18 protein-coding genes are annotated in these 20,769 nt (G+C 70.4%); 13 read left to right on the top strand and 5 right to left on the bottom strand.

The window, feature by feature from the left end:
- Positions 1-66 precede the first annotated feature (66 nt).
- The 3 genes from ACQPZW_RS14510 (at position 67) to ACQPZW_RS14500 (ending at position 2,056) form a co-directional block, all read left to right on the top strand.
- Complete coding sequence (locus ACQPZW_RS14510) at positions 67-1,383, top strand: aminotransferase class I/II-fold pyridoxal phosphate-dependent enzyme (RefSeq protein WP_433795389.1); 1,317 nt, start codon at positions 67-69, stop codon at positions 1,381-1,383.
- A gap of 72 nt (positions 1,384-1,455) precedes the next feature.
- The gene (locus tag ACQPZW_RS14505) at positions 1,456-1,581 is read left to right on the top strand and encodes a hypothetical protein (RefSeq protein ID WP_433795388.1); all 126 of its coding nucleotides are present in this window, start codon (positions 1,456-1,458) and stop codon (positions 1,579-1,581) included.
- A 16-nt stretch (positions 1,582-1,597) separates the two neighbouring features.
- On the top strand, positions 1,598-2,056 hold the full coding sequence (locus ACQPZW_RS14500; protein ID WP_433797537.1) for a Uma2 family endonuclease: 459 nt from the start codon (positions 1,598-1,600) through the stop codon (positions 2,054-2,056).
- Between the two features lie 81 nt (positions 2,057-2,137).
- Here the strand turns inward: ACQPZW_RS14500 and ACQPZW_RS14495 are convergent, their stop codons facing one another.
- Positions 2,138-4,744 (bottom strand): protein kinase domain-containing protein, encoded by a 2,607-nt coding sequence (locus tag ACQPZW_RS14495; RefSeq protein WP_433795387.1) that lies wholly within the window; start codon positions 4,742-4,744, stop codon positions 2,138-2,140.
- Between the two features lie 174 nt (positions 4,745-4,918).
- Here ACQPZW_RS14495 and ACQPZW_RS14490 point away from each other — a divergent pair, with 174 nt between their 5' ends.
- Positions 4,919-5,353 (top strand): phage holin family protein, encoded by a 435-nt coding sequence (locus ACQPZW_RS14490; RefSeq protein ID WP_433795386.1) that lies wholly within the window; start codon positions 4,919-4,921, stop codon positions 5,351-5,353.
- Here the strand turns inward: ACQPZW_RS14490 and ACQPZW_RS14485 are convergent.
- The gene (locus tag ACQPZW_RS14485; protein ID WP_433795385.1) at positions 5,319-6,278 is read right to left on the bottom strand and encodes a hypothetical protein; all 960 of its coding nucleotides are present in this window, start codon (positions 6,276-6,278) and stop codon (positions 5,319-5,321) included. The genes ACQPZW_RS14490 and ACQPZW_RS14485 overlap by 35 nt on opposite strands.
- A 633-nt stretch (positions 6,279-6,911) precedes the next feature.
- Between ACQPZW_RS14485 and ACQPZW_RS14480 the strand changes: the two genes are divergently transcribed.
- The 7 genes from ACQPZW_RS14480 (at position 6,912) to ACQPZW_RS14450 (ending at position 15,788) form a co-directional block, all read left to right on the top strand.
- Positions 6,912-8,168: a DUF3618 domain-containing protein gene (locus ACQPZW_RS14480; protein WP_433795384.1), complete on the top strand. Its 1,257-nt coding sequence runs from the start codon at positions 6,912-6,914 to the stop codon at positions 8,166-8,168.
- Between the two features lie 1,155 nt (positions 8,169-9,323).
- Positions 9,324-10,352, top strand: coding sequence for an autoinducer 2 ABC transporter substrate-binding protein (locus ACQPZW_RS14475; RefSeq protein ID WP_433795383.1), 1,029 nt, complete (start codon positions 9,324-9,326; stop codon positions 10,350-10,352).
- The gene (locus ACQPZW_RS14470; RefSeq protein WP_433795382.1) at positions 10,352-12,121 is read left to right on the top strand and encodes an ATP-binding cassette domain-containing protein; all 1,770 of its coding nucleotides are present in this window, start codon (positions 10,352-10,354) and stop codon (positions 12,119-12,121) included. Before ACQPZW_RS14475 ends, ACQPZW_RS14470 begins: the two co-directional genes overlap by 1 nt.
- Positions 12,118-13,116 (top strand): ABC transporter permease, encoded by a 999-nt coding sequence (locus tag ACQPZW_RS14465; RefSeq protein ID WP_433795381.1) that lies wholly within the window; start codon positions 12,118-12,120, stop codon positions 13,114-13,116. Before ACQPZW_RS14470 ends, ACQPZW_RS14465 begins: the two co-directional genes overlap by 4 nt.
- Positions 13,113-14,189, top strand: a complete 1,077-nt coding sequence (locus ACQPZW_RS14460; RefSeq protein WP_433795380.1) for an ABC transporter permease — start codon at positions 13,113-13,115, stop codon at positions 14,187-14,189. The genes ACQPZW_RS14465 and ACQPZW_RS14460 overlap by 4 nt, the downstream gene beginning before the upstream one ends.
- Positions 14,186-15,337, top strand: a complete 1,152-nt coding sequence (rhaI, locus tag ACQPZW_RS14455; RefSeq protein WP_433795379.1) for an L-rhamnose isomerase — start codon at positions 14,186-14,188, stop codon at positions 15,335-15,337. Before ACQPZW_RS14460 ends, rhaI begins: the two co-directional genes overlap by 4 nt.
- A 49-nt stretch (positions 15,338-15,386) precedes the next feature.
- Complete coding sequence (locus ACQPZW_RS14450; protein ID WP_433795378.1) at positions 15,387-15,788, top strand: Hpt domain-containing protein; 402 nt, start codon at positions 15,387-15,389, stop codon at positions 15,786-15,788.
- 11 nt (positions 15,789-15,799) lie between these two features.
- Here the strand turns inward: ACQPZW_RS14450 and ACQPZW_RS14445 are convergent, their stop codons facing one another.
- Complete coding sequence (locus ACQPZW_RS14445; protein WP_433795377.1) at positions 15,800-16,963, bottom strand: response regulator; 1,164 nt, start codon at positions 16,961-16,963, stop codon at positions 15,800-15,802.
- A gap of 194 nt (positions 16,964-17,157) precedes the next feature.
- Here ACQPZW_RS14445 and ACQPZW_RS14440 point away from each other — a divergent pair, with 194 nt between their 5' ends.
- Both ACQPZW_RS14440 and ACQPZW_RS14435 read left to right on the top strand, forming a co-directional pair.
- The gene (locus ACQPZW_RS14440; RefSeq protein WP_433795376.1) at positions 17,158-18,342 is read left to right on the top strand and encodes a GAF domain-containing sensor histidine kinase; all 1,185 of its coding nucleotides are present in this window, start codon (positions 17,158-17,160) and stop codon (positions 18,340-18,342) included.
- A 73-nt stretch (positions 18,343-18,415) separates the two neighbouring features.
- The gene (locus tag ACQPZW_RS14435) at positions 18,416-20,020 is read left to right on the top strand and encodes a methyl-accepting chemotaxis protein (protein WP_433795375.1); all 1,605 of its coding nucleotides are present in this window, start codon (positions 18,416-18,418) and stop codon (positions 20,018-20,020) included.
- Here the strand turns inward: ACQPZW_RS14435 and ACQPZW_RS14430 are convergent.
- Positions 19,988-20,317, bottom strand: a complete 330-nt coding sequence (locus ACQPZW_RS14430) for an STAS domain-containing protein (protein WP_433795374.1) — start codon at positions 20,315-20,317, stop codon at positions 19,988-19,990. The genes ACQPZW_RS14435 and ACQPZW_RS14430 overlap by 33 nt on opposite strands.
- A complete protein-coding gene (locus tag ACQPZW_RS14425) occupies positions 20,314-20,709 on the bottom strand; it encodes an ATP-binding protein (RefSeq protein WP_433795373.1) in 396 nt (131 codons plus the stop codon). The genes ACQPZW_RS14430 and ACQPZW_RS14425 overlap by 4 nt, the downstream gene beginning before the upstream one ends.
- Positions 20,710-20,769 lie beyond the last annotated feature (60 nt).

Here is a 20,769-nt window from a genome sequence, read left to right as displayed (position 1 = left end):
TATGTGACGACCCTAGACCGAACAATGACTTGATTGTACTGTCACATAATGTTTTACCAGGCCGTCATGGAACGACTGTCCGACGCCAGCGCCCGCGGCCTGGCCGAAGCGGTCAGCCGCGCGGTCGGCGACGGCGCCCTGGCCGGCGGTCTCAAACTGCCGCCGGTGCGCTCGGTCGCCACCGAGCTGCAGCTCTCCCCCAGCACCGTCAACTCGGCGTGGCAGCTCCTGCGCCGGGCCGGCACCATCCGCACCGACGGGCGGCGGGGCACCGTCGTCGCCACCCCGGGCGCGGGCGGTCCTGGTCGTTATCGGGCAGCGCTGCGGCAGACTTCGGGTTTCGGGCTGGATCTTTCCACCGGAGTCCCCGATCCGGCGCTGCTTCCACCGTTACCCGACCTGCACGGGCTGTCCCCGGCGCCGAGCAGCTACCTCGACGAGCCGGTGCTGCCCGCCCTCGGGGCGCTGCTACGGGAGCGGTGGCCGTACCCTCCGGAACGCCTGGCGATCTTCGACGGGGCGATGGACGCGGTCGACCACGTCGCCACCGCCCTGCTGCGCCTCGGCGACCTCGCCCTGGTCGAGAACCCGTGCTTCCCGCCCCTGCTCGACCTGCTCGACACGCTCGGCGTCCGGGTCGTCGGAGTCGGCACCGACGCGCACGGCATGATCCCCGAGCGGCTCGCCGCCGCTCTCACTCGGCGGCCGGCCGCGGTCTTCCTCCAGCCGCGCGCGCTCAACCCCACCGGCGCGTCGTGGTCACCGTCGCGGGCCGCCTCCCTCGCCGCGGTCCTCGGCAAGACCCCGCAGGTGTACGTGGTGGAGGACGACTCGGCCGGCGAGTTGTCCTCCGGGGCGCCGCTGTCAGTGGGCACCCACATCCCCCGGCAGACCCTCCATGTGCGCAGCTTCTCCAAGTCGCACGGCCCCGACCTGCGGCTGGCCGCGATCAGCGGCCCGGCCACGGTCCTCGACCCGATCCTGGAGCGGCGGCTGCTCGGCCAGGGCTGGACCAGCCGGCTCCTGCAGCACCTGCTGCTCACCCTGCTGACCGCCCCCACGTCGATCGCCGCGGTGGCCGCCGCCCGCGACGAGTACGCCCGCCGCCGCCGGTTGATCACGACGGGCCTGGCGTCGGCCGGGATCGTGCTGCCGCCGGGCGAGGGCCTCAACCTGTGGCTGCCGGTCGCCGACGAACAGGCGGCCCTGCTGAGCCTGGCCAGCGCCGGGATCGGGGCGGCGGCCGGCACCGCGTTCACGGTCGGCCCGGCCGCGGCGCCCCACCTGCGGGTGACGGTGGGGCTGATCGCCATCGGCCACACCGAGGTCGCCGAGCGTCTGGTCACCGCCGCCCGGGCCGCGGTCCAGTCCATCCCCCGTTGACCCTGGCTGACTTGACTAGCGCCTAGTTGGTGTACGACCATATGTGGCATGAGCGCATGCGACACTCTGCCCATGACGAAGGTCTCCCTCGAGGACCACTCGGGCCCCTGGACCGAGGAGGAGTTCCTCGCGCTCGATGCGACGAACTACCGAATCGAGCTGCTCGACGGGAGCCTGTGGGTGAGCCCCTGGACCTGACGCACCGCATCAACAGATCAGCGTTCGGCTGTCGGCCGGCCTCCTACCCGCCGCCGATGCAGCTGAGCTGTGGATCCTCACCGACATGAACGTTCGCCTGTCGGCCGGCACGATCATGAGGCCGGACCTCGTCATCGCCCTAGGTCCGCGGGTCGTGACGGTTGTCGAAGGTTCCGACGTGCTACTCGCATGCGAGATCGCATCACCGAGCAACACCACGACGGATCGCGTCTTGAAGAAACAGCTCTACGCCGCCGCGCAGATCGAGTGGTACCTGCTGATCGAACCCGAGATGACCAGGTACGAATCGGCAGCCTTGCACCTCTTCCGACTGGGAGCCAACGGCTACGCGACCTACGCGGTGGCCGAGGGCGACGAGACACTGACCCTCGAAGAGCCCTTCCAGATCTCCATCAAGGGCAACAGCCTGCTCGGCATCCGACGCGCCCAGCCCTCTTGCCTCCGACGCGCGTGACGAGGAGTGTGGCGCGCCGCTGACCCGCGCGGTCCCGTTTCCGGTGGCCAGCGATAGTCTCCTGCTCGACCACTGAGCGTGTCAGCTCTTGGCCGGGACGAAACTGTCGAAGACCAACTGCAGGTCGTCGCGCGACTCGGACCACTCGGAGTCCGGGGTCTGCCAGTAGATGCCGTAGGCCCTGTTCTTGGAGACCACCGTGCCACGGTTGTTGACGTGCCGCCGGACACCGTCGCGCATGAACGTGAACTCCCAGTCGGCAGCCTTCAGGAAGTAGTCGACATCCTTGATGTGCACCTCGTCGTACTGCGGAAAGTCTCCGGCCGAGACCCGGTTGTCCGCCTGGGTGCGCCAGTCCTTCACCGGGTTCGACTTCGGCTGGTCGGTCTGGTCGATGCCGAGGATCTTCCCGTCGCCACGGAAGTAGACCATCGTGCCCTCTTTCGACCGCTTCCAGCCCGCCGGAACGTACAGCGAGAATCCGGTCTGGTCCTCGTATTGGACCCACCCGGCCGGAAGCTGGGGCCGGCCGTCGCCACTCTCACTCTCCTCCGGAGTCGGGCTGGGCGGCACCGGGGCCTGCGCCGCATCCGCCGGAGGAGACGGGGCCGGTGACGTCGCCCCGGTCGTGCCGGTCGCCGTCGGCGCCGCGGCCGACGATGTCGGTTGCGCCTCGGGGCCACCTGTGCGACCGGTGAACGCCCAGGCCACCCCCGCCAGAAGAACCACGGCCAGTGCCGCCACCAGCACGATCAACCGACGCTTGCGGTGATCCTTTCCGGTCACGCCCGGCTCGACCCGTCCACGGCCGACCGCCGGCGACGCCGTCTCGACCCTGGTGTCCGACAGCGGCGGCTCCGCCTCCAGTGCGACCACCGCCGACTCGTCGTCCCGTCGGACATCCGTTTCGGCCGCAGGGTGAGGCTCCGGTTCGGCCGCGGGGTGACGCTCCGGCCCTGCCGCGGGGTGACGCTCCGGCCCGGCCGCGGGGTGACGCTCCGGCTCGGCGTCTGCAGCGGTGTCCCGTTCGTCGCCCCGCGCATCTTCCGTTTCGAGAGCCGCTGCGGAGGCGGCACCTGCCGAAGCCGCCGGCTCGCCGTCCGCGGCGGAGACCTCCGGTTTCACGCCCGACGCCGTCCCGGTGCCCGGTGCGGCCTCCGGCTCAGGCGTCACCGCGGACGGCTCGGCCACCGCGTCCACGCCGGCCTTCGTCTCTCCCGGCGACACCGGCACGGCGGCTGGGCTCGTGCCCTCCCCGACAGCGGCCGGGAGCGAGTCGTCACCTGCTACCTCGCCGACGCCGGCCGCTGCCGCGCCCGGTGCCGCGGCGGCACCGTCACTTTGCCGCTCCGTCTCCGCCTCCGCGGCCTCCGTCTCCGCCTCCGCGGCCTCGACCTTGGCGGCCTCGACTTTCGCGGCCTCGACTTTCGCGGCCTCTACCTTGGCCGCCTCTACCTTCGCGGCCTCTAGCTTCGAGACTTCGACCTTGGCTGCCTCAGCCTTCGCCGCCTCAGCCTTAGCTGCCTCAGCCTTAGCTGCCTCAGCCTTAGCTGCCTCAGCCTTCGCGGCCTCTACCTTCGCGGCCTCTAGCTTCGAGACTTCGACCTTGGCTGCCTCAGCCTTCGCTGCCTCAGCCTTCGCCGCCTCTGCCTCCTGCTCCGCCTTCAGGTTCGCTCTCGCGTCGGAGACCGAGGCTCGGCCGGAAGCTACATCGGCGCTGGCAGCGGGCGTGTCGCTCGTGCCTTTGGAGCGGCTGCCGCTGCCGGTGGACCGGTCGCCGGAGGAGCGAGGACGGGGAATCCGGAACACCCCGGGGAGGCTGGCGGCGAACCCGGCCAGACCGGAGGGCTTCGTCGCCGGTGGCTCACCGGACGAGGACAGGTCGGTGAGGACGGCACGTGCGGCGCTCTCGGCGTCCTCGGCGGTCATCCGGGTGGCGGGATCCTTGTCGAGCAGGCCCTCGAGCAGGGGCCGCAGCACGCCGGCATGTGTGGGCGGGTCCGGTTCCTCGGTGGCGAGCGCCGCCAGGGTCGCCATCGTCGAGCCCCGGTGGTAGGGGGAGCGGCCTTCGATCGCGGCGTACAGCGTGGCGCCGAGCGACCACAGGTCCGCCTCCGGGCCGCTCGGGGCGCCCTGAGCCCGTTCCGGCGCCATGAACTGCGGCGACCCGACGAGGACGTCGGAACGGCTGATCACCCCGTCGTCGTCGACGGCCGCGATGCCGAAATCGGTGAGCAGCACCCGGCCGTCGTCGGCGAGCAGCACGTTCGCGGGCTTCACGTCACGGTGCTCGACCCCGAGACGGTGGGCGGTGCGGAGGGCGCCGAGAAGCTCAAGACCGATACGGGCCACCCGGTACGGGTCGAGCCGCCCCTGTTCGGCGATCTCCTCCCGGAGCGACCGGCTCGGCACGTACTCCATGACGATCCAGGTGCGGTCGGCGAGCTGGAGTACGTCGTACACCTGAATGACGTTGGGGTGGTTGATCCGTGCCGCCGCCCGCGCCTCCCGGAGCGTGCGCCGCGCCGAGGCCCCGCCGTCGGCGCCGAGCGGCTGGTCGATCTCCTTGATCGCGACGTCGCGCTCGAGCGTCTCGTCGCGGGCCAGGAACACCTGCCCCATTCCACCGCGGCCCAGGCTCGCGCCCAGCCGGTACCGTCCGGCGAGCAGCACGGGCGCATCAGGCATGGGCACCGTTATACCCGCCCGACGCACGCATCAAGCGAACCCCCACCTGCACCAAGCCGCATAACGGGCATTCCCTTTCCCGGTCAGGCGCGATGACCAGCACTTGACGGATTCAGCGGCGCATGCGGCGGGCGATTAGTCAGGATTGGTGTGGGTACGTCTGGAGGCACAACCGTGCAGGACGGAGGGATGATGACCCACACAGACGCACGAGCCGATCAATCGACCGCGGAACTCGTCAGCCTGCTCAGCGAGCAGGTGACCACTCTGGTCCGTGACGAACTCGCACTGGCTCGCATCGAGATGACCGAGAAGGGCAAGAAAGCCGGCAAGGGTGCGGGCCTGCTCGGGGGCGCCGGGGTGATCGCACTGTACGGCGTCGGCGCGCTGCTGGTCACCGCCGGAGCGGCCCTGTCGCTGGTCATGCCGGTATGGGCGGCCGCCCTCATCGTGGCGGTGGTGCTGTTCGCCGGAGCGGGGATCGCCGCGATCGCCGGAAAGCGCGAGGTGCAGCAGGCCGTACCGCCGACTCCGGAAGCCGCGATCGCCAGCGGCCGCCGTGACATGAACGAGTTCATGACCGCGGCCCGGCGTGGGACACGCTCATGAGCACCCCCAACCGCAGCCGCCCCGAGGCCCGCCGACCAGCGCCGGGCCGCAACCGTCCGAAACCCGGCCCACCCGCGCCGAACCGGGGCCCGGCCGACGGGCAGTCGGCCACTGGTGCCACGCCGCAAGCGGGCCCGACCGGCACGGCGCAGCCGAGCTCTCCCAAGCCGTCGCCGCCGTCCACCCCTGCCAAGCCGTCGCCTCCGGCAGCCCCTGCCAAGCCGTCGCCTCCGGCAGCCCCTGCCAAGCCGTCGTCGGCGGCCTCTATCGAGTCGTCGTCGGCAGCCTCCACCCAGGTGGGGCGGCCGGCCGCGACTACACCGTCCAGCGCGGCGCGGGCCACGCCGGAAGCCGCTTCATCAAGGGCCGCGCAGCCGGCCTCCGCCAGGCCGTCGCCGAAAACCGCGTCGACGGGTGACTCCGCCGGCCCGACGGGCTCCGGTACCGGCCATGCCGGGAGATCACCGGACTCCCAGGCTGCCGGGACCACGCATTCCGCCATCGGAGGCGGTTCGGCCACCGGCAACCGGTCCGGTGCGACCACACACAGCACGGTGACGCCCGGGCCGGGCTCGCGCAGCACCGTGACGACCACGTCATCGGGCGGGCAGACCCCGTCAGCTCCGGTGGGAGCGGGGTCATCCTCAGGGAGCCCCGGGGCGCCGACACCCACACCGGCCACCATGGCATCGGACACCGCCAGGGACCCGGGAACACCGAAGCCCACACCGGCCACCCTGGCATCGGGCGCCCCTCCCAACACCGCCAAGGAACCGGGAACACCAAAGCCCACACCCGCGACCATGGCGTCGGGCACTCCTTCAGACACCGCCAAGGAACAGGGAACGCCGAAGCCCACGCCGATCACCATGGCGTCCGGCACCCCTTCACACACCGCCAAGGAAACAAGAACATCGAAGCCCACACCGGCGCCGCCGAAGGCTCCGGGCGGGGCACCGAATCGCACCCGGGTGCGGGGATGGCCGCGAGCCCGACGCCGGCGCCTGGACCGTCGCATGGCTCGGGCAGCGCCAGCGTCACGGCGGCCCCGGATGCCAGGGGCTCAGGTCGGGCGACGGGCCGGGCATCGGTGCCAAAGCCCGGCGCTGCGGCGCCGTCCGGAGGCACCGATCGTCCGGCGACAGGGATGTCTTCCGAAACCACGCGGGCCGGCGCTGAGCCCCCGGCACCGTCCGGAGGCACTGATCGTCCGGCGGCAGAGATGTCTTCCGAAACCACGCGGGCCGGCGTCTCGACATCCGGTGTGCCAGCACGATCCGGCGGCACGGGAGTCAGCGGCACAGGATCCGGCACCGCGCGATCCAACGCCACAGGATCAACGACCGCAGCAGGGCACGGCCGGAGCGAGAATGGAGGGCAGCCCTCTCCCACCAGCCGGACGACCCCCGTGAGCCGACCCGGTCCGAGCGGAACCGGTCCGAGCGGAACCGTCAAGCCGGAACAAGGCGACGCCGAGGTCTCCCCGACGGAGGTAGGAGCCCAGGCGACAGCCGGCGAATGGGGCGATATCCGACCCGAGGACGACGCCGGACACCAGATGGGAACCGGCGACGAATCGCTGCACGCGAGCGGCGCTCAGGGAGAGGCAGGCATGACCGGGCGGAAGACCAGCGAGACCGGGATCGGTACCGGCCAGGCTCAGACTTCGATGCAGTCCGCCCCTCCCACGAACCGACCGCCGTCGACATCCACTAGCGGAACGCAGGTGTCCAGCAGCGGAAATTCGGCATCCACCAGCGGAACCGGCACCGAACGGAGGGCGGACGTAGCCGGCGCTGGACCGCGCCAGACCGCCCATGTCCGCAGCGCCTCACCAGATGCCGCCGCCAGCACCCACAACGGACCCGGCGCGGCCGGAACCCGCAGCTCCCACCAACCGCCCGACGACATCAGCACCGCACCACAACCGTTCGGGGCTGAAACGCCCGCCAGCACCCTCGCCAAGAGCGGCCCCACCGGGACCCTCGCCAAGGACGGCCCCACCGGCACCCTCGCCAAGGGCAGCCCCACCGAACGCGAGGCGGACGGGTCCTCAGCCCGTTCGGCCCACGACGTGCATGCCGCGGCGGAACAGGCCCGCAACGGCCGAGGCGATGCTGCGGAAAAGGCGGAGGCGCTGCGGGCGGAGATCGAGCAGACCCGAGCCGAAATGGGCGAAACCGCTGCCGCGTTGGTTGCCAAAATCGACGTGCCCAGCCGGGTCAAGGACGCTGCCGCCGAGAAGAAGACGCAACTGACGGAAGCCGCCGCGGAGAAGAAAACGCAACTAACCGAGGCCGCCGCCGAGAAGAAAACGCAACTGACGGAAGCCGCCGCGGAGGTGAAGTCTCAACTCACCCAAGCGGCTGCGGAAAAGAAGGCGCAGATGACCGACGCCGCCGCCCAGACGAAGAACAGGGTGGGCGAAGCGGCCGGCACGGTTGCGGCCAAGGCGGAAGCCGCGACCGCCGCGATCCGCGGAAAGGGCTCGCAGGACGCCGATTCGGCCCATGCCGGTTCGGCGACGGCGGGCGGCCCGCGGCCCGGATCACCCGCCCACGACGGCCAGGGCTCGGCCGAGACCAGGGTTCATCTGGTCGAGGCGGCGGCCGAGGCCGCCGGACGGGCGGGTGCCGCGATCAGCACACTTCCGCACAGGGCTTCCGAGGCCATCGGTACGCTGCGCGGCCGCACCCACTCGACCAGCGCCGACATGCCACACAGCCCGTCCGAGAACCGGAAACGCTACGCCTTCGCCGCTGCCACCCTGGCGGTCGCGGCAGCGGTCGCCGTGATGATCAGACGACGCCGCTGACCACAGCCGACACGATCGACATCGGGCCCCGCCACCGACCGGCGGGGCCCGCTGCCATCCGACCCTCGACAGAATCCGCCGCCACTCCGCCACCGCGCACCGCCGAGCACCGCCCGGCACCGCCGGGCACCCCGGGCACCCCGGGCACCGCTGTCCCCATAACGAGGACAGGGTTCGGTTTCCGCCCATCGAACGGCCGCGCGCGCACCCGACCTCGACAATGGGTGCAACGGCCCCTCGGTAATGACCACAGGGGCCCCGCCACGCACTCTCGCCCCGACTACGCCACTGGCCCGGTCCCGCACTCAGGCCCCCGCCACAACTCCGGCTCCGGCTCTGGGCGCGGCGCCGACTTCAACTTCGGCCCGGCCCGCACTCCGGCCCCGACTACGCCACTGGCCCGGTCCCGCACTCAGGACCCCGCCACAACTCCGGCTCCGGCTCTGGGCGCGGCGCCGACTTCAACTTCGGCCCGGCCCGCACTCCGGCCCTGGCCACGGCTCCGGCTCCGGCTCCGGCTCCGGCTTTGGCCACGGCCACGGTTCCGGCCCGGCCCGGCCCGGCCCCGAATTCGACTTCGACTCTGGCCCGGCCACGCACTCCGGGCCCGACCCGCCTCTGGCCCGGTCCCGCACTCCGGCCACAGCTCCGACTCTGGCCCGACTCCGGCTCTGGCCCGACTCCGACTCCGAAGGTCGCTGAACGTTTCCAGTGTCAGGACCCGCAACTCGTCGGACCCGCGGCCCAACCGAGGTCCCGACTGACCCGCGGCCCTAACCGAGGCAGTCGCCCGGACCTCGGCGGTCCCCCGTGGCTCCCGGCCGCCCACCGGCATGGTCGAGGCGGGTCTGGGCGGACCTCAACCCCGGAAGGTCCATAGGGGACCCGGCACCGCACGACCGCCGGGACCGTCACCGCCCGATTGCGGGTCGGCCGGGGTGGGGGCGGGATCGGGCGACAGCATCGTAGGAGTACGAAACCGGCCGACCACGACGCATCTTGAAACGTATCAGGATGAGTCCTGGAGTGAATGGCCTGCCCCGCGAAGAAATCACGGGCACCCTGGGAATCAACTCTTGACCGTGCCCTAACAGCCTCGTAACGTGACTCACACCTCAGCTAGAACGTTTCAAGAACCCTTTATCAGGAGGCGTCATGCGTCCTCGGTTTACCGCTGCCGTCGTCATGGCCACGACGGCCGCCATAGCTTTGACCGGCTGCACCAAGAAGAACGACACCGACACCGCCGCCACCGGTGACGCGGGCAAGAAGACCTACAAGGTGGCTTTCGTCCCGAAGCTGCAGGGTGTTCCCTACTTCGAGGCGATGAACGCCGGCGGCAAGGAGGCGGCCGCCGCGCTCGGCAACGTCGAGTGGCTCTACCAGGGTCCGACCCAGGCCGACGCCGCCGCGCAGGCCGACATCGTCCGGTCGTACATCCAGCAGAAGGTCGACGCTCTGATCGTCGCCCCGAACGACCCGGACAGCATGGCGCCGCTGCTGCAGCAGGCGAAGGACGCCGGCATCCACGTGGCGACCGCCGACACCGACGCCCCGTCGAGTGTGCGGGAGGTGTTCGTCAACCAGGCCACCGCGCAGGGCATCGGCGAGGGCCTGACCGACTCGCTGCTGAAGGCGATGGGCGGCAAGGGCAAGTACGCGATCGTCTCCTGCGGCCAGACCGCGGAGAACCTCAACTCCTGGATCGAGGTCCAGAAGACGTACACCAAGGAGAAGTACCCGGAGGCGGAGATCGTCGACATCGTCTACGCCGGTGAGGACCAGGCGAAGGCCACGCAGATGGCGACCGACCTGATGAACGCGCACCCGGACCTGACCGGCCTGGTCGGCGAGTGCACCTCGTCCGCGCCGGGTGTGGCGCAGGCGGTCAAGGACGCCGGCAAGATCGGCAAGGTGTTCACGGTCGGCCTGGGCACGCCGCAGGCGATGAAGCCGTACCTGCAGGACAAGTCGTCGACGGCCGCGATCCTCTGGGACGTGGAGAGCCTCGGCTACCTGACGGCGTGGGCGGGCGCCCAGATCGCGCAGGGCAAGCCGTTCGCGGCAACGAACAGCGTGTCGAGCGAGCTGTCGGCGGTGACCTACACCGAGGCGAACAAGATGCTGCTCCTCGGCCCGGCGCTGGCGATCACCGACCAGAACGTCGACCAGTTCAACTACTGATGACCGACGAGATCGAAACCCCGAGACTGCGCCTTACCGCTATTGCGAAGCGGTTCGGCGCGGTCCGGGCCATCCAGCACGCCGATTTCACGGTACGGGCGGGCAAGGTCCACGCCCTGGTCGGGGAGAACGGCGCCGGCAAGTCCACGATGATCAAGATCGTGGCGGGGGCCGAGGTCGCCGACACCGGCGAGATCGAGTTCGAGGGTGAGCCCGTCAAGCTCGGCGCCACCACGACGGCGATCGCGCTCGGCATCGCCACCGTCTATCAGGAGCCGCAGCTGTTCCCGGAGCTGACGGTCGCGGAGAACATCTTCCTCGGCCGTGAGCTGAAGAGGGCCGGGCGGGTCGACTGGGCGGCGCAGAACGCGAAGGTGGTCGAGCTGCTGGAGCTGCTCGGCCTGCCGGAGCGGTACACGACTGCCGAGGTGGGCACCCTGTCGGTGGCCGAGCAGCAGCAGGTGTCGATCGCGAAGGCTCTGGCCGCGGACGCGAAGGTGCTGATCCTCGACGAGCCGTCGGCGATCCTGACCGACGCCGAGATCGAGGTGCTCTTCGACGTGGTCCGGCGGCTCACCGCGGCCGGTGTCGCGGTCATCTACATCTCGCACCGGCTGGACGAGCTGTTCCGGATCGCCGACGAGGTCACGGTCATGCGTGACGGGCGGACTATCGGCACGTACCCCATCGAGGATCTGAGCGTGCGGCAGATCGCCCACCTGATGGTGGGAGAGGAGCTGTCGGACACGCGTCCGCATCGCGAGGTGCCGAACGGGCCGGCGGTGCTGGAGCTCAAGGGCCTCAGCCGGGACGGCAGGTTCCGTGACGTCGACGTGAGCGTCAAGGCCGGCGAGATCGTCGCGCTGTACGGACTCGTCGGCAGTGGCGTCTCCGAGATCGCGGCATGTGTTTACGGCATTGATCGCAGTACACATGGACAAATATTGATCAACTCAAGTCAAGTCAACATCAGGAGTCCCGAGCATGCACAGCGGCTCGGTATCGCGTTGTTGCCGGCCAACCGCAAGGTCGAGGGAATGTTCGGCTTCCAGTCGATCGCGTTCAACATCTCCGCGGGTCATCTGCGGTTGTTGTCGAGGTTCGGCGTGTGGGTCGACCGCGCTCGGGAGAAGGCCCTGGCACTCAAGTTGATCGAGCGGCTCGCGGTGAAGACACCGCACGAGCGGCAGGCGATCAGCGCGATGTCCGGTGGCAACGCGCAGAAGGTCGTGCTGGCCCGGCAGCTCGTGGAGCGGCCGAAGGTGCTGGTGCTGGCCGAGCCGACGCAGGGTGTCGACGTCGGTGCCAAGGAGGAGATCCACCGCCTGATCACCGAACTGGCCGAGGAGGGCACCGCCGTCCTGGTCGTCACCTCGGACCTGCCGGAGGCGCTGCGTATCGCCGACCGCATCCAGGTGGTGCGCGGCGGCACGACGACCGACGAGTTCGGCCCCGACGCCAGCCAGGTGGACCTGCTGGCAGCAGCCGCGGGCGGCAGCGAGACGAACAAGGCGACGCCCGCGGAAGACAGCGGGCCCAACAAGACGACGACCACGAAAAGCAGCGGGCCCAACAAGACGACACCCGCGGAAGACAGCGGGCCCAACAAGACAACGCCCGCGGAAGACAGCGGGCCCAACAAGACAACGCCCCCGGAAGACAGCGGGCCCAACAAGACGACACCCGCGGAAGACAGCGGGCCCAACAAGACGACACCCGCGGAAGACAGCGGGCCGAGCAGGGCGACACCCGCGGGAGGCAGGGAATGACCGCGGTCACGGAGGCGAAGATCAAGCGGCGGGTGCTGCCGAGCCCGGTCACCGGGCAGGAGATCGTGCTGGTCGGCGTGATCGTGGTGCTGTGGGCGGCGCTCGCGGTCAGCACCCCGGCGTTCCTGACGGCCGGCTCGATCCAGCCGCTGCTGGTGGCGACCGCCCCGGTGGCGCTGGTCGGCGTGGCCATGACCATCGTGATCATCACGGGCGGCATCGACGTCTCGGTCGGCGGCGCGATCATGGTGTGCTCGGTGCTGACCGCGAAGGCGCTGGTCGGCGCGGACGGCGTGAGCCTCGGCGTGGCGGTGCTGCTGTCGATCGCGGCGGGTGCGCTGCTGGGTCTGGTCAACGGCGTGCTCATCGCCTACGGCCGGGTCCACGCCATCATCATTACGTTCGGTACGGCGAACCTGTTCATGTTCCTCGGCCTGCGGATCTTCGGCTCCGGCACGGTCAACGGCATCCCCGGGACGCTGGCGTTCTTCGGGCGGGGGCCGGACGGCCGTACCCTCGGGATCCCCCATGCCTTCCTGATCACCCTGCTGATCACCGCTGTGGCCTGGTGGTATCTGCGGCACACCGCCGGCGGCCGGCACTTCTTCGCGATCGGCGGGGACGCGCAGGCGGCCCGGCTCGCGGGTGTCCGGGTGCAGCGGCGGATCCTGCTCGCCTACGTGCTGACCGGCGTGCTCGTCGGCCTGGCGTCGTGTTTCGTGATCGCTCAGGGCACGTCGACGCTGGATCAGTCGGTCGGCTCGGGCAAGGAGCTGGCGGTGATCGCGGCGGTCGTGATCGGCGGCACGAGCATCATGGGCGGCCGCGGCTCGGTCCTCGGCACCCTGCTCGGCGCTCTCCTGGTGCAGTCGGTGGCGTCCGGAGTGACGCAGCTGGGCTGGCGTTCACAGCTGTCCGACCTGTTCGTCGGCATCTTCATCATCGTGGCGGTCGGCGCCGACCTGCTGCGTGCCCGTGCGAGGAGGGCCCGATGACCACGGTTGCCGAAAAGCCGGCGAAAACTGAAGAGCCGAACAGGTCAGACTGGCTGAAGATCCTCCTCACCCAGCGGATCGCCCTGCTCGCGGTACTGATCGTCGTCGTCGTGGTCACGTTCTTCATCAACGATGCGGGTGGCTACCTGACCGCGCCGTACGACTTCGACTACATGTCGGCGAGCCTGATCAGCGCCGTTCCCCTGGCCATGCTGGGGCTGGCCGAGATGCTGGTGATCCTCTCCGGCCGCGGCGGCATCGACCTGTCCGTGGGTGCGATGGTGAGCCTGGCCGGCATGGTGTTCGGCTTCGCGTACGGCGAATGGGGCTGGCCGCTGTGGCTGGCGATCGTGGCCACCGCCGGGTTCGGCGCGTTCCTCGGTGCGATCAACGGCTTCCTGGTCTCGTACATCGGCTTCCCGGCGCTGATCGCCACGCTCGCGACGTTCTACGCGTACAAGAGCCTCGCGATCGTCGTCAACAACCAGCAGCCGATCAGCACCAAGCCGATTCAGGAGCTGTTCTCCCTGAGCAAGTCGGTGGAGCTCCCGCTGTTCGGCGAGTACGTCCCGAACGTTCCGCTGGGCATCTTCACGTTCCTGCTGCCCACCGTGGTGGCGGTCTGGCTGCTGCTGGCCCGCACCGCGTACGGGCGGCGCCTCTATGCGATCGGCACCAACGACGTCGCCGCTCGCTGGGCCGGCCTGCCGGTCCGGGACACCCGTTTCAAGGCGTACGTCTACGCGGGTCTGATCTCCGGCCTGGTGGCCGTGGTGACGGTGGGGCAGTTCGCCTCGGCCCGCCCGGACGCGGGCGTCTCCGGCAACGGCATGGCGCTGCCCGCGATCACCATCGCCGTCCTCGGGGGCGTGGCGATCACCGGGGGCATCGGCCGGGTGGCCGGGGTCGTGCTGGCCACTCTGCTCATCGTCTGGCTCAACGCGGGCATCCTGCTGGCCTTCGTCGGTAACGAGGGCTCGCAATACCAGCTCCTCGCGCTCGGCGCGGTGCTGGTGTTCGCCGCTCTGTTGAACGGGCTCACCAATCGACGGTACGGAGGTACCACATCATGAACCTCGACGGTCTGGACGGCTTCACGATCGAGGTCCCGAGCTGGGCGTACGGGAACTCGGGCACCCGGTTCAAGGTCTTCACCCGTCCCGGTGGGCCACGCAACCCGTACGAGAAGCTGTCCGACGCCGCGCAGGTGAATCGTCTCACCGGTCTGGCCAACCGGGTCTCGCTGCACATCCCGTGGGACCTGGTCGACGACTGGAGCGACCTGAAGGCGCATGCCGACAAGCTGGGTGTGCGGATCGGCGCGATCAACTCGAACGTCTTCCAGGACGACGACTACCGGCTGGGCTCGCTGTGCAACCCGGACCCGGCGATCCGGCGGAAGGCGATCGATCACCACCTGCAGTGCCTGGACGTGATGCGGCAGACCGGCTCGACGGATCTGAAGATCTGGCTGCCGGACGGCTTGAACTACGCCGGCCAGGATTCGCTGCGCGGCCGTCAGGAGCGGCTGGCCGAGGCGCTGCGCGAGATCTACGACGCGTCCGACGACAACCACCGCATCCTGCTGGAGTACAAGTTCTTCGAGCCGTACTTCTACAGCACCGACATCCCGGACTGGGGCACGTCGCTGCTGCACTGCCTGGCGCTGGGCGAGCGGGCGACGGTCGTTCTGGACACCGGCCACCACGCGCCGGGAACGAACATCGAGTTCATCGTGATGCAGCTGCTGCGGCAGGGCCGGCTCGGCGCGTTCGACTTCAACTCGCGCTACTACGCCGACGACGACCTGATCGTGGGCTCGGCCGACCCGTTCCAGCTGTTCCGGATCATGTCGGAGATCGTGGCGGCGGACGCGCACCGGCCCGAGTCGCGGGTGAACTTCATGCTCGACCAGTGCCACAACATCGAGGAGAAGATCCCCGGTCAGATCCTGTCGGTCCTCAACGTCGAGCAGGCGCTGGCCAAGGCGCTGCAGGTGGACCAGGCGGCGCTGGCGACCGCGCAGCGCGAGGGTGACGTGCTCGGCGCGCACCAGGTGCTGATGGACGCCTACGAGACCGACGTGCGGTCGGCTCTCGCGGACCGGCGGGAGGCACGGGGGCTGCCGCGCGATCCGGTCAAGGCTTTCGGAGCGTCGGGGTACGCGCAGACGGCGGCCGCCGAACGCGCGGGTGGTACCCAGGCCGGCTGGGGAGCGTAATAGCCGCAAAATACCGCTTGTCATCGCCATCCGGGCGCACTATGAGCGGATGGAGACCGCTACGCAGCCGGAGGACCTGGCCCGGGTGGCGGGTGTACGGGCCCGGCTCGCCGATCTGGTCGAGCCGAAACCGTCCCCCGCCGAACTGGCCCTGGTGCTCCGGCTGCTCCGCTCGTTCGCCGCGAAGGCCCCTCTCGCGGCGGACGAGCTGGTCCGGTTGTTGCACGAGGGCGATCCCGGGCCGGTCCGGGACCACGCGCACAGCCTGAAGGGGTCGGCCGCGAACATCGGCGCCGCCGGTCTGGCCGCGCTCTGCTCACTGGTGGAGGACGCCGCCCGCACCGGGGTCGTCACCGACCCCGGTCCGACGGGAGCCCGCCTGCGCGCCGAGACCGACGGCGCGCTGCGGGCGATCCGGGCGCTGACACTCGAGTTCGAGCGGATCTCCTGATGCCGTCCGGGTCAGGCGGCGGTCAGCACCGGTTCGACCAGACCCACCACGCGGGAGAAGTTGACCAGGCGGTCCAGCATCGCCTCGGTCACCACGGTTCCGCTGCCGATCAGCACGAGTCCGTTGGTCGCCGTGACGTCCTGGGCCAGGCGCATCCCGACCTGCAGGTCGGCGACCGCGTAGGCTTGGGTGCTGCCGGTGTCGGGGCTCACCACGCCCTTGACCTGGCGCAGCGCGGCGATCACGTGCGGGGCGCAGTTGCCCTGCCGGGTCAGAGCGTGGATGGCCATCTCCGGCGTACGCGACCGGGCCGCCGCCGTGTCGTACTCGATGGCCGTGCGCACCACGCTGATCGCGCCCTCGACCAGCGGCGACCAGCCACCCGCCGGGGGCTTCTCGCCGGCCAGCCCGCGGACCGTGGACACCACGTCCTCGATCATCGGGATGTCCTTGATCAGCGGGAGCACCATTCCCGGCATCGCGTTGACGGCCTTCTGCTCGTCCGCGCTGAGGTTCACACCCTCGGTGAGCTTGCTCATCACGTCGGCCGGCACGCTGACCGCGCCGATCTGCGAGGCCATCGCGGCGACCTCGATCTCCCAGAGCCCGTCCAGCTCGAGGGCGCTGGTGAGCTCGGCGACCAGCTTGCGGATCCGGCCGGCCCGGGCGAACCCGAGCGGGCTGGACAGCTCGAGGATCCCGAAGAGGGCCTGCACGCTGGTCTTCAGCGTGGTGTCGACCATCTTGCGCTCGGCCATCGCGTGGTCGTGCCGGGTGACGGCACCCTTGATCGCGTCCATGATATCGGTCCGGGTGGCCGGCTTGGCCAGGTACCGGTAGACACCGCCGGAGTTGATCGCCGCGATCACGGTCTTCATGTCGCCGTGGCCGCTGTGCAGGATGCGGACGACGTCCGGGTAGTCCTGCTGGATCCTGCCCAGCAGCTCGATGCCGTCCATCCCGGGCATCTTCACGTCACTGACCACCGCGGCGACGTTGTCGTGCGCGGCGAGCATTTTCAGCGCCTGCTCGGCGTCGCCTGCCATCAGCAACCGGTGGTCCCGGCCCAACTGGATGGAGAGCGTCTCCAGCATCACGTCGTCGTCATCGACGAGCAACAGCATCGGCTTCTTGATGTTATCGGCATCGCCCGACCGGTACAGCTCGGTCCGCATCGTGGCCCTCCTTCGACTGACCGGCCTTCGGGTTACGTCGCTCCCTATCGCCTCGTACGGCCGATGACTGAGGGTTGCCCGCGGCTGGATTTCGGCCGCGGAACTCCTCAACCGGGTCCCGCGACCAGCCGAAATGCGATCCACGAGCCACGACGGGACACCCGCCGGGTGCCGGCTGAGGAACGGATACCGATGTGAACGCAGTAGGGGAAGACGCCCGCCTCGCGGCGGTGCACAGCTACCGCCTGCTCGACGCCCCACGCCCGGTCGTGCTGGACGAGCTGACCCGGCTGGCCGGCGCGGTCCTTGGCACGCCGATGTCCGCGGTGACCCTGATCGACGCCGACCGCGAGTGGTTCGCCGGCAAGACCGGGATGCCCGGCGAGGGCGGGCCGCTGGCCACGTCGTTCTCCGCGCCCGTCGTCGACACCCGTGAGCCGCTGGTCGTCGAGGACACACTCACCGAGCCGCGGTACCGGGCCTGGGCCTGTGTGCAGGGCGCGCCCCACATCCGGTTCTGGGCCGGGGTGCCGCTGGTCGACGAGGACGGGCACACACTCGGCACCCTGTGCGTGCTCGACGACAAGCCGGGCACCGTCGGCGACCGTCAGCTGGACCTGCTGCGGACCATGGCCGGGCAGGCCGCCGGGCACCTGGCCGCGCTGCGCAACCGGCAACTGCTGGCCGAGATCGGTGACGAGCTGTCCCGGGCGATCAGCCGCGAGGAGGACTTCGTGGCGACCGTGTCGCACGAGCTGCGCACCCCGGTCACCACCATCCAGGGCTATCTGGAGCTGCTCGTCGACAACGAGGAGCTGGCGCCGTACCGGCGGCTGATCGACCCGATCCAGCGCAACGGCGAGCGCCTGGTCCGGATGGTCGACCACCTGCTGGCCGGCACCCGCCCGGCCGGCGCGCCGCTGCCGCTGCTGCGGGCCGGCACCGACCTGGTCGCGGTGGCCGAGGCGGCGGCGGCCTCCTGCCGGAGCCAGGCGGCGCAGCGGGACGTGCCGATCGTGATCGAGGCGGGACCGGGGCCGTGCACGGTGCCGGGCGACTTCACCCGGCTCAGCCAGGCGGCCGAGCACCTCGTACGCAATGCCGTGATCTTCAGTGGCACCGGGCAGACCGTGACCGTCCGGGTGACCGCGAGCAGTCTCGAGGTCCTCGACGTCGGCGCCGGCATCCCGGCCGACGAGGTGCCGCACGTGGCGGAGCGGTTCTATCGCGGCCGGTACGCCCGGGACCAGGCCGTTCCCGGTGTCGGGCTGGGACTGAGCATCACCGACCGGATCATGCGGGCCCACGGCGGAACGCTCACCATCGAGTCGGCCGGGCCGGGCCGGGGCACGTGCGCCCGGATGACCGTCCCGAGGTGATCATTGCCCCTCAGGGCCGCTCCACACCTGCCGATGGGGGATCGGGGAGGTTTGCGGCGAGCGGGGGAACTCGATGGCGATTCTGCGGCGGATGCGACTGGCCGGACGTCTCGGCGGCGCCTTCCTGATGGTGCTGATCCTGCTCGGCGTCGCTGTCGGCATCGGTGCGTGGGGCCTCACCCGGCAGTCGGAGTCGGCGGGCGAGCTGCGCCGGCTGCTGCACCTGATGCACCAGGTGGACGAGCAGAAGTACTACAACGGCGACATCTCCGGATGGCAGATCGCGTATGTGTGGGACACCCGCCGGATGCCCCCGGCGCAGGCCGTCAGCCCGGACAGCGACAACCGGAAAGGCTTCCTGGCCGACCTCGAACTGCTCCTGAAGCTGATCGCGGACACCGACACGGCAGCCATGACCGACGCCGAGCGCGCCGAGTTCGAGAAGCTGACCGGGCTCTGGGACAGGTTCCGGACGACCGACGAGCAGATGGTGGCCCTGTACGCCGCGGGCCGGGTCGACGAGGGCGACAAGCTGCTGCTCGGGCAGAGCTATGCGGTCTACTTCGAGATCATCGAGGTGACCGGCAAGCTGGTCACCTCGGTCGTCGCCCGGGCGGACGCGGCTGCGCAGGACGCCCAGGACGAGGCGGCGTCACTGCGTACCGCGATGATCGTCGTCTTCGTGGTGTCGGTGGCCGCCGCCGTGGCCTGCACGGCCGCCGTGACCCGCAGCGTCACCGGCCCGGTGGGCCGGTTAGTCGAGGTGCTGCGCGCGATGGCCCGCGGCGATCTGACCCTGCGCCCCGACATCACCGGCAGCGACGAGATCGCCGTGATGTCGCGTGCCGTGGACGAGGCCGTCGCCGGGGTGCGGACCACGGTCACCGAGATCGTCGACAACGGCGGCCGGCTCACCGACGCCTCCGACACCATGCGCCGCGTCAGCCACCAGATCGACAGCGCCATCGCCGAGGCCGACCAGCAGGCCGGGCTGGCCGCGGCCGCCGCCAACGGGGTCTCCGGCAACGTGCACACGGTCGCCGCCGGCACCGAGGAGATGGGCTCGGCGATCACCGAGATCTCCCGCAACGCCGCCGACGCCGCTCAGGTCGCCACCGACGCGGTCGCCGCCGCCCGGGCCACCAGTGAGACCATCAACCGGCTCGGCGAGTCGTCGGCGCAGATCGGCGACGTCATCGAGACGATCACCGCGATCGCGTCGCAGACCAACCTGCTCGCGCTGAACGCCACCATCGAGGCGGCCCGGGCCGGCGAGTCCGGGAAGGGGTTCGCTGTGGTGGCCAGCGAGGTGAAGGACCTGGCCCAGGAGACCGCCCGGGCGACCGAGAAGATCTCCCAGCAGATCTCGGCCATCCAGAGCGACACCGGTCAGGCGGTGACCGCGATCGACGAGATCAGCCGGATCATCGAGCAGATCAGCGACTTCCAGACCACCATCGCCTCGGCCGTCGAGGAGCAGAGCGCCACCACCGCCGAGATGAGCCGCGGGGTCGGCGAGGCCGCGAGCGGTGTCACCGACATCGCCGACAGCATCGCCAGCGTCGCGCACGGCACCGCGTCCAGCCGGGAGGCGGCCAGCGAGGTGGCACGGACCGCTGAGGACGTGCAGTCGCTCGCCGACCGGTTACGGGCGTCCGCCGGCCGTTTCTCGATCTGACCCGGTCAGCAGCGGCAGCACCCCGGTGATCGTCAACGACCGCAGCACGATGCCCGACGGCCGGGTGACCCGGAAGGCGACACCGGCCCGGACCGCGGTCTCGCGGGCGGCGAGCAGCACGTCGATGCCGGACGAGTCGCAGAAGGTGAGTCCCTCCAGGTCCACGACCAGCTCGGCGGGACGGCCGGCGAGCACCCGCGCCACCTGCTCCTCGACCAGGTCGCCGGTCTCCATGTCGAGCTCACCGCGCAGTGTCAGGCGGGTAGCCGCGCCGTCGTCGAGCCGGACGATGTTCACGAGTCGCTCCCCAGCGGGCACGGGACCAGTTTCACGAGCACCCGCTTGCCTCCACGGTAGTTCTCCACGGTCCAGCCCTCGGACAGCGCCTCGATGAGGGCGATGCCCCGGCCGCCGTCGCCGTCGGGATCGCGCCGGCGCGGCACCACCGACGAGCCGTCGGCGACCGACACGACCACCCGCTCGTCGTGGGCCTCCAGGTGCAGGGCCAGACAGCCACCGCCGTGCCGGACCGCGTTGGTGACCAGCTCGCTGACCACCACGGCGGCCGCATCCAGCCAGTCGTCGTTGCGGAAGCCCCAGCCGGCCAGCACCGCGGTCGCGGCGCGGCGGGCGGTGGCGGGAGCCCCGCGGTCGAGTGGGACGTCCAGGTGGGCGGTGAGCACGCTCATGCATAAACCCCGAGAGTCGCCGATATGCGGCTGCACGGTACCCCGCATCCACCGGAGACG

The organism is Actinoplanes sp. CA-252034, assembly GCF_050956125.1.
GTDB lineage: Bacteria > Actinomycetota > Actinomycetes > Mycobacteriales > Micromonosporaceae > Actinoplanes.
This window is presented reverse-complemented; position numbering and strand designations above follow the sequence as displayed.

Excerpts from the sequence above, each read along its gene's own strand:
- ACQPZW_RS14425 (WP_433795373.1), bottom strand. The coding sequence starts at position 20,709 with ATGAGCGTGCTCACCGCCCACCTGGACGTCCCACTCGACCGCGGGGCT.
- ACQPZW_RS14505 (WP_433795388.1), top strand. The coding sequence starts at position 1,456 with ATGACGAAGGTCTCCCTCGAGGACCACTCGGGCCCCTGGACCGAGGAG.
- ACQPZW_RS14450 (WP_433795378.1), top strand. The coding sequence starts at position 15,387 with ATGGAGACCGCTACGCAGCCGGAGGACCTGGCCCGGGTGGCGGGTGTA.
- ACQPZW_RS14445 (WP_433795377.1), bottom strand. The coding sequence starts at position 16,963 with ATGCGGACCGAGCTGTACCGGTCGGGCGATGCCGATAACATCAAGAAG.
- ACQPZW_RS14475 (WP_433795383.1), top strand. The coding sequence starts at position 9,324 with ATGCGTCCTCGGTTTACCGCTGCCGTCGTCATGGCCACGACGGCCGCC.
- ACQPZW_RS14470 (WP_433795382.1), top strand. The coding sequence starts at position 10,352 with ATGACCGACGAGATCGAAACCCCGAGACTGCGCCTTACCGCTATTGCG.
- ACQPZW_RS14510 (WP_433795389.1), top strand. The coding sequence starts at position 67 with ATGGAACGACTGTCCGACGCCAGCGCCCGCGGCCTGGCCGAAGCGGTC.
- ACQPZW_RS14465 (WP_433795381.1), top strand. The coding sequence starts at position 12,118 with ATGACCGCGGTCACGGAGGCGAAGATCAAGCGGCGGGTGCTGCCGAGC.
- ACQPZW_RS14460 (WP_433795380.1), top strand. The coding sequence starts at position 13,113 with ATGACCACGGTTGCCGAAAAGCCGGCGAAAACTGAAGAGCCGAACAGG.
- ACQPZW_RS14480 (WP_433795384.1), top strand. The coding sequence starts at position 6,912 with ATGGGAACCGGCGACGAATCGCTGCACGCGAGCGGCGCTCAGGGAGAG.
- rhaI (WP_433795379.1), top strand. The coding sequence starts at position 14,186 with ATGAACCTCGACGGTCTGGACGGCTTCACGATCGAGGTCCCGAGCTGG.
- ACQPZW_RS14495 (WP_433795387.1), bottom strand. The coding sequence starts at position 4,744 with ATGCCTGATGCGCCCGTGCTGCTCGCCGGACGGTACCGGCTGGGCGCG.
- ACQPZW_RS14435 (WP_433795375.1), top strand. The coding sequence starts at position 18,416 with ATGGCGATTCTGCGGCGGATGCGACTGGCCGGACGTCTCGGCGGCGCC.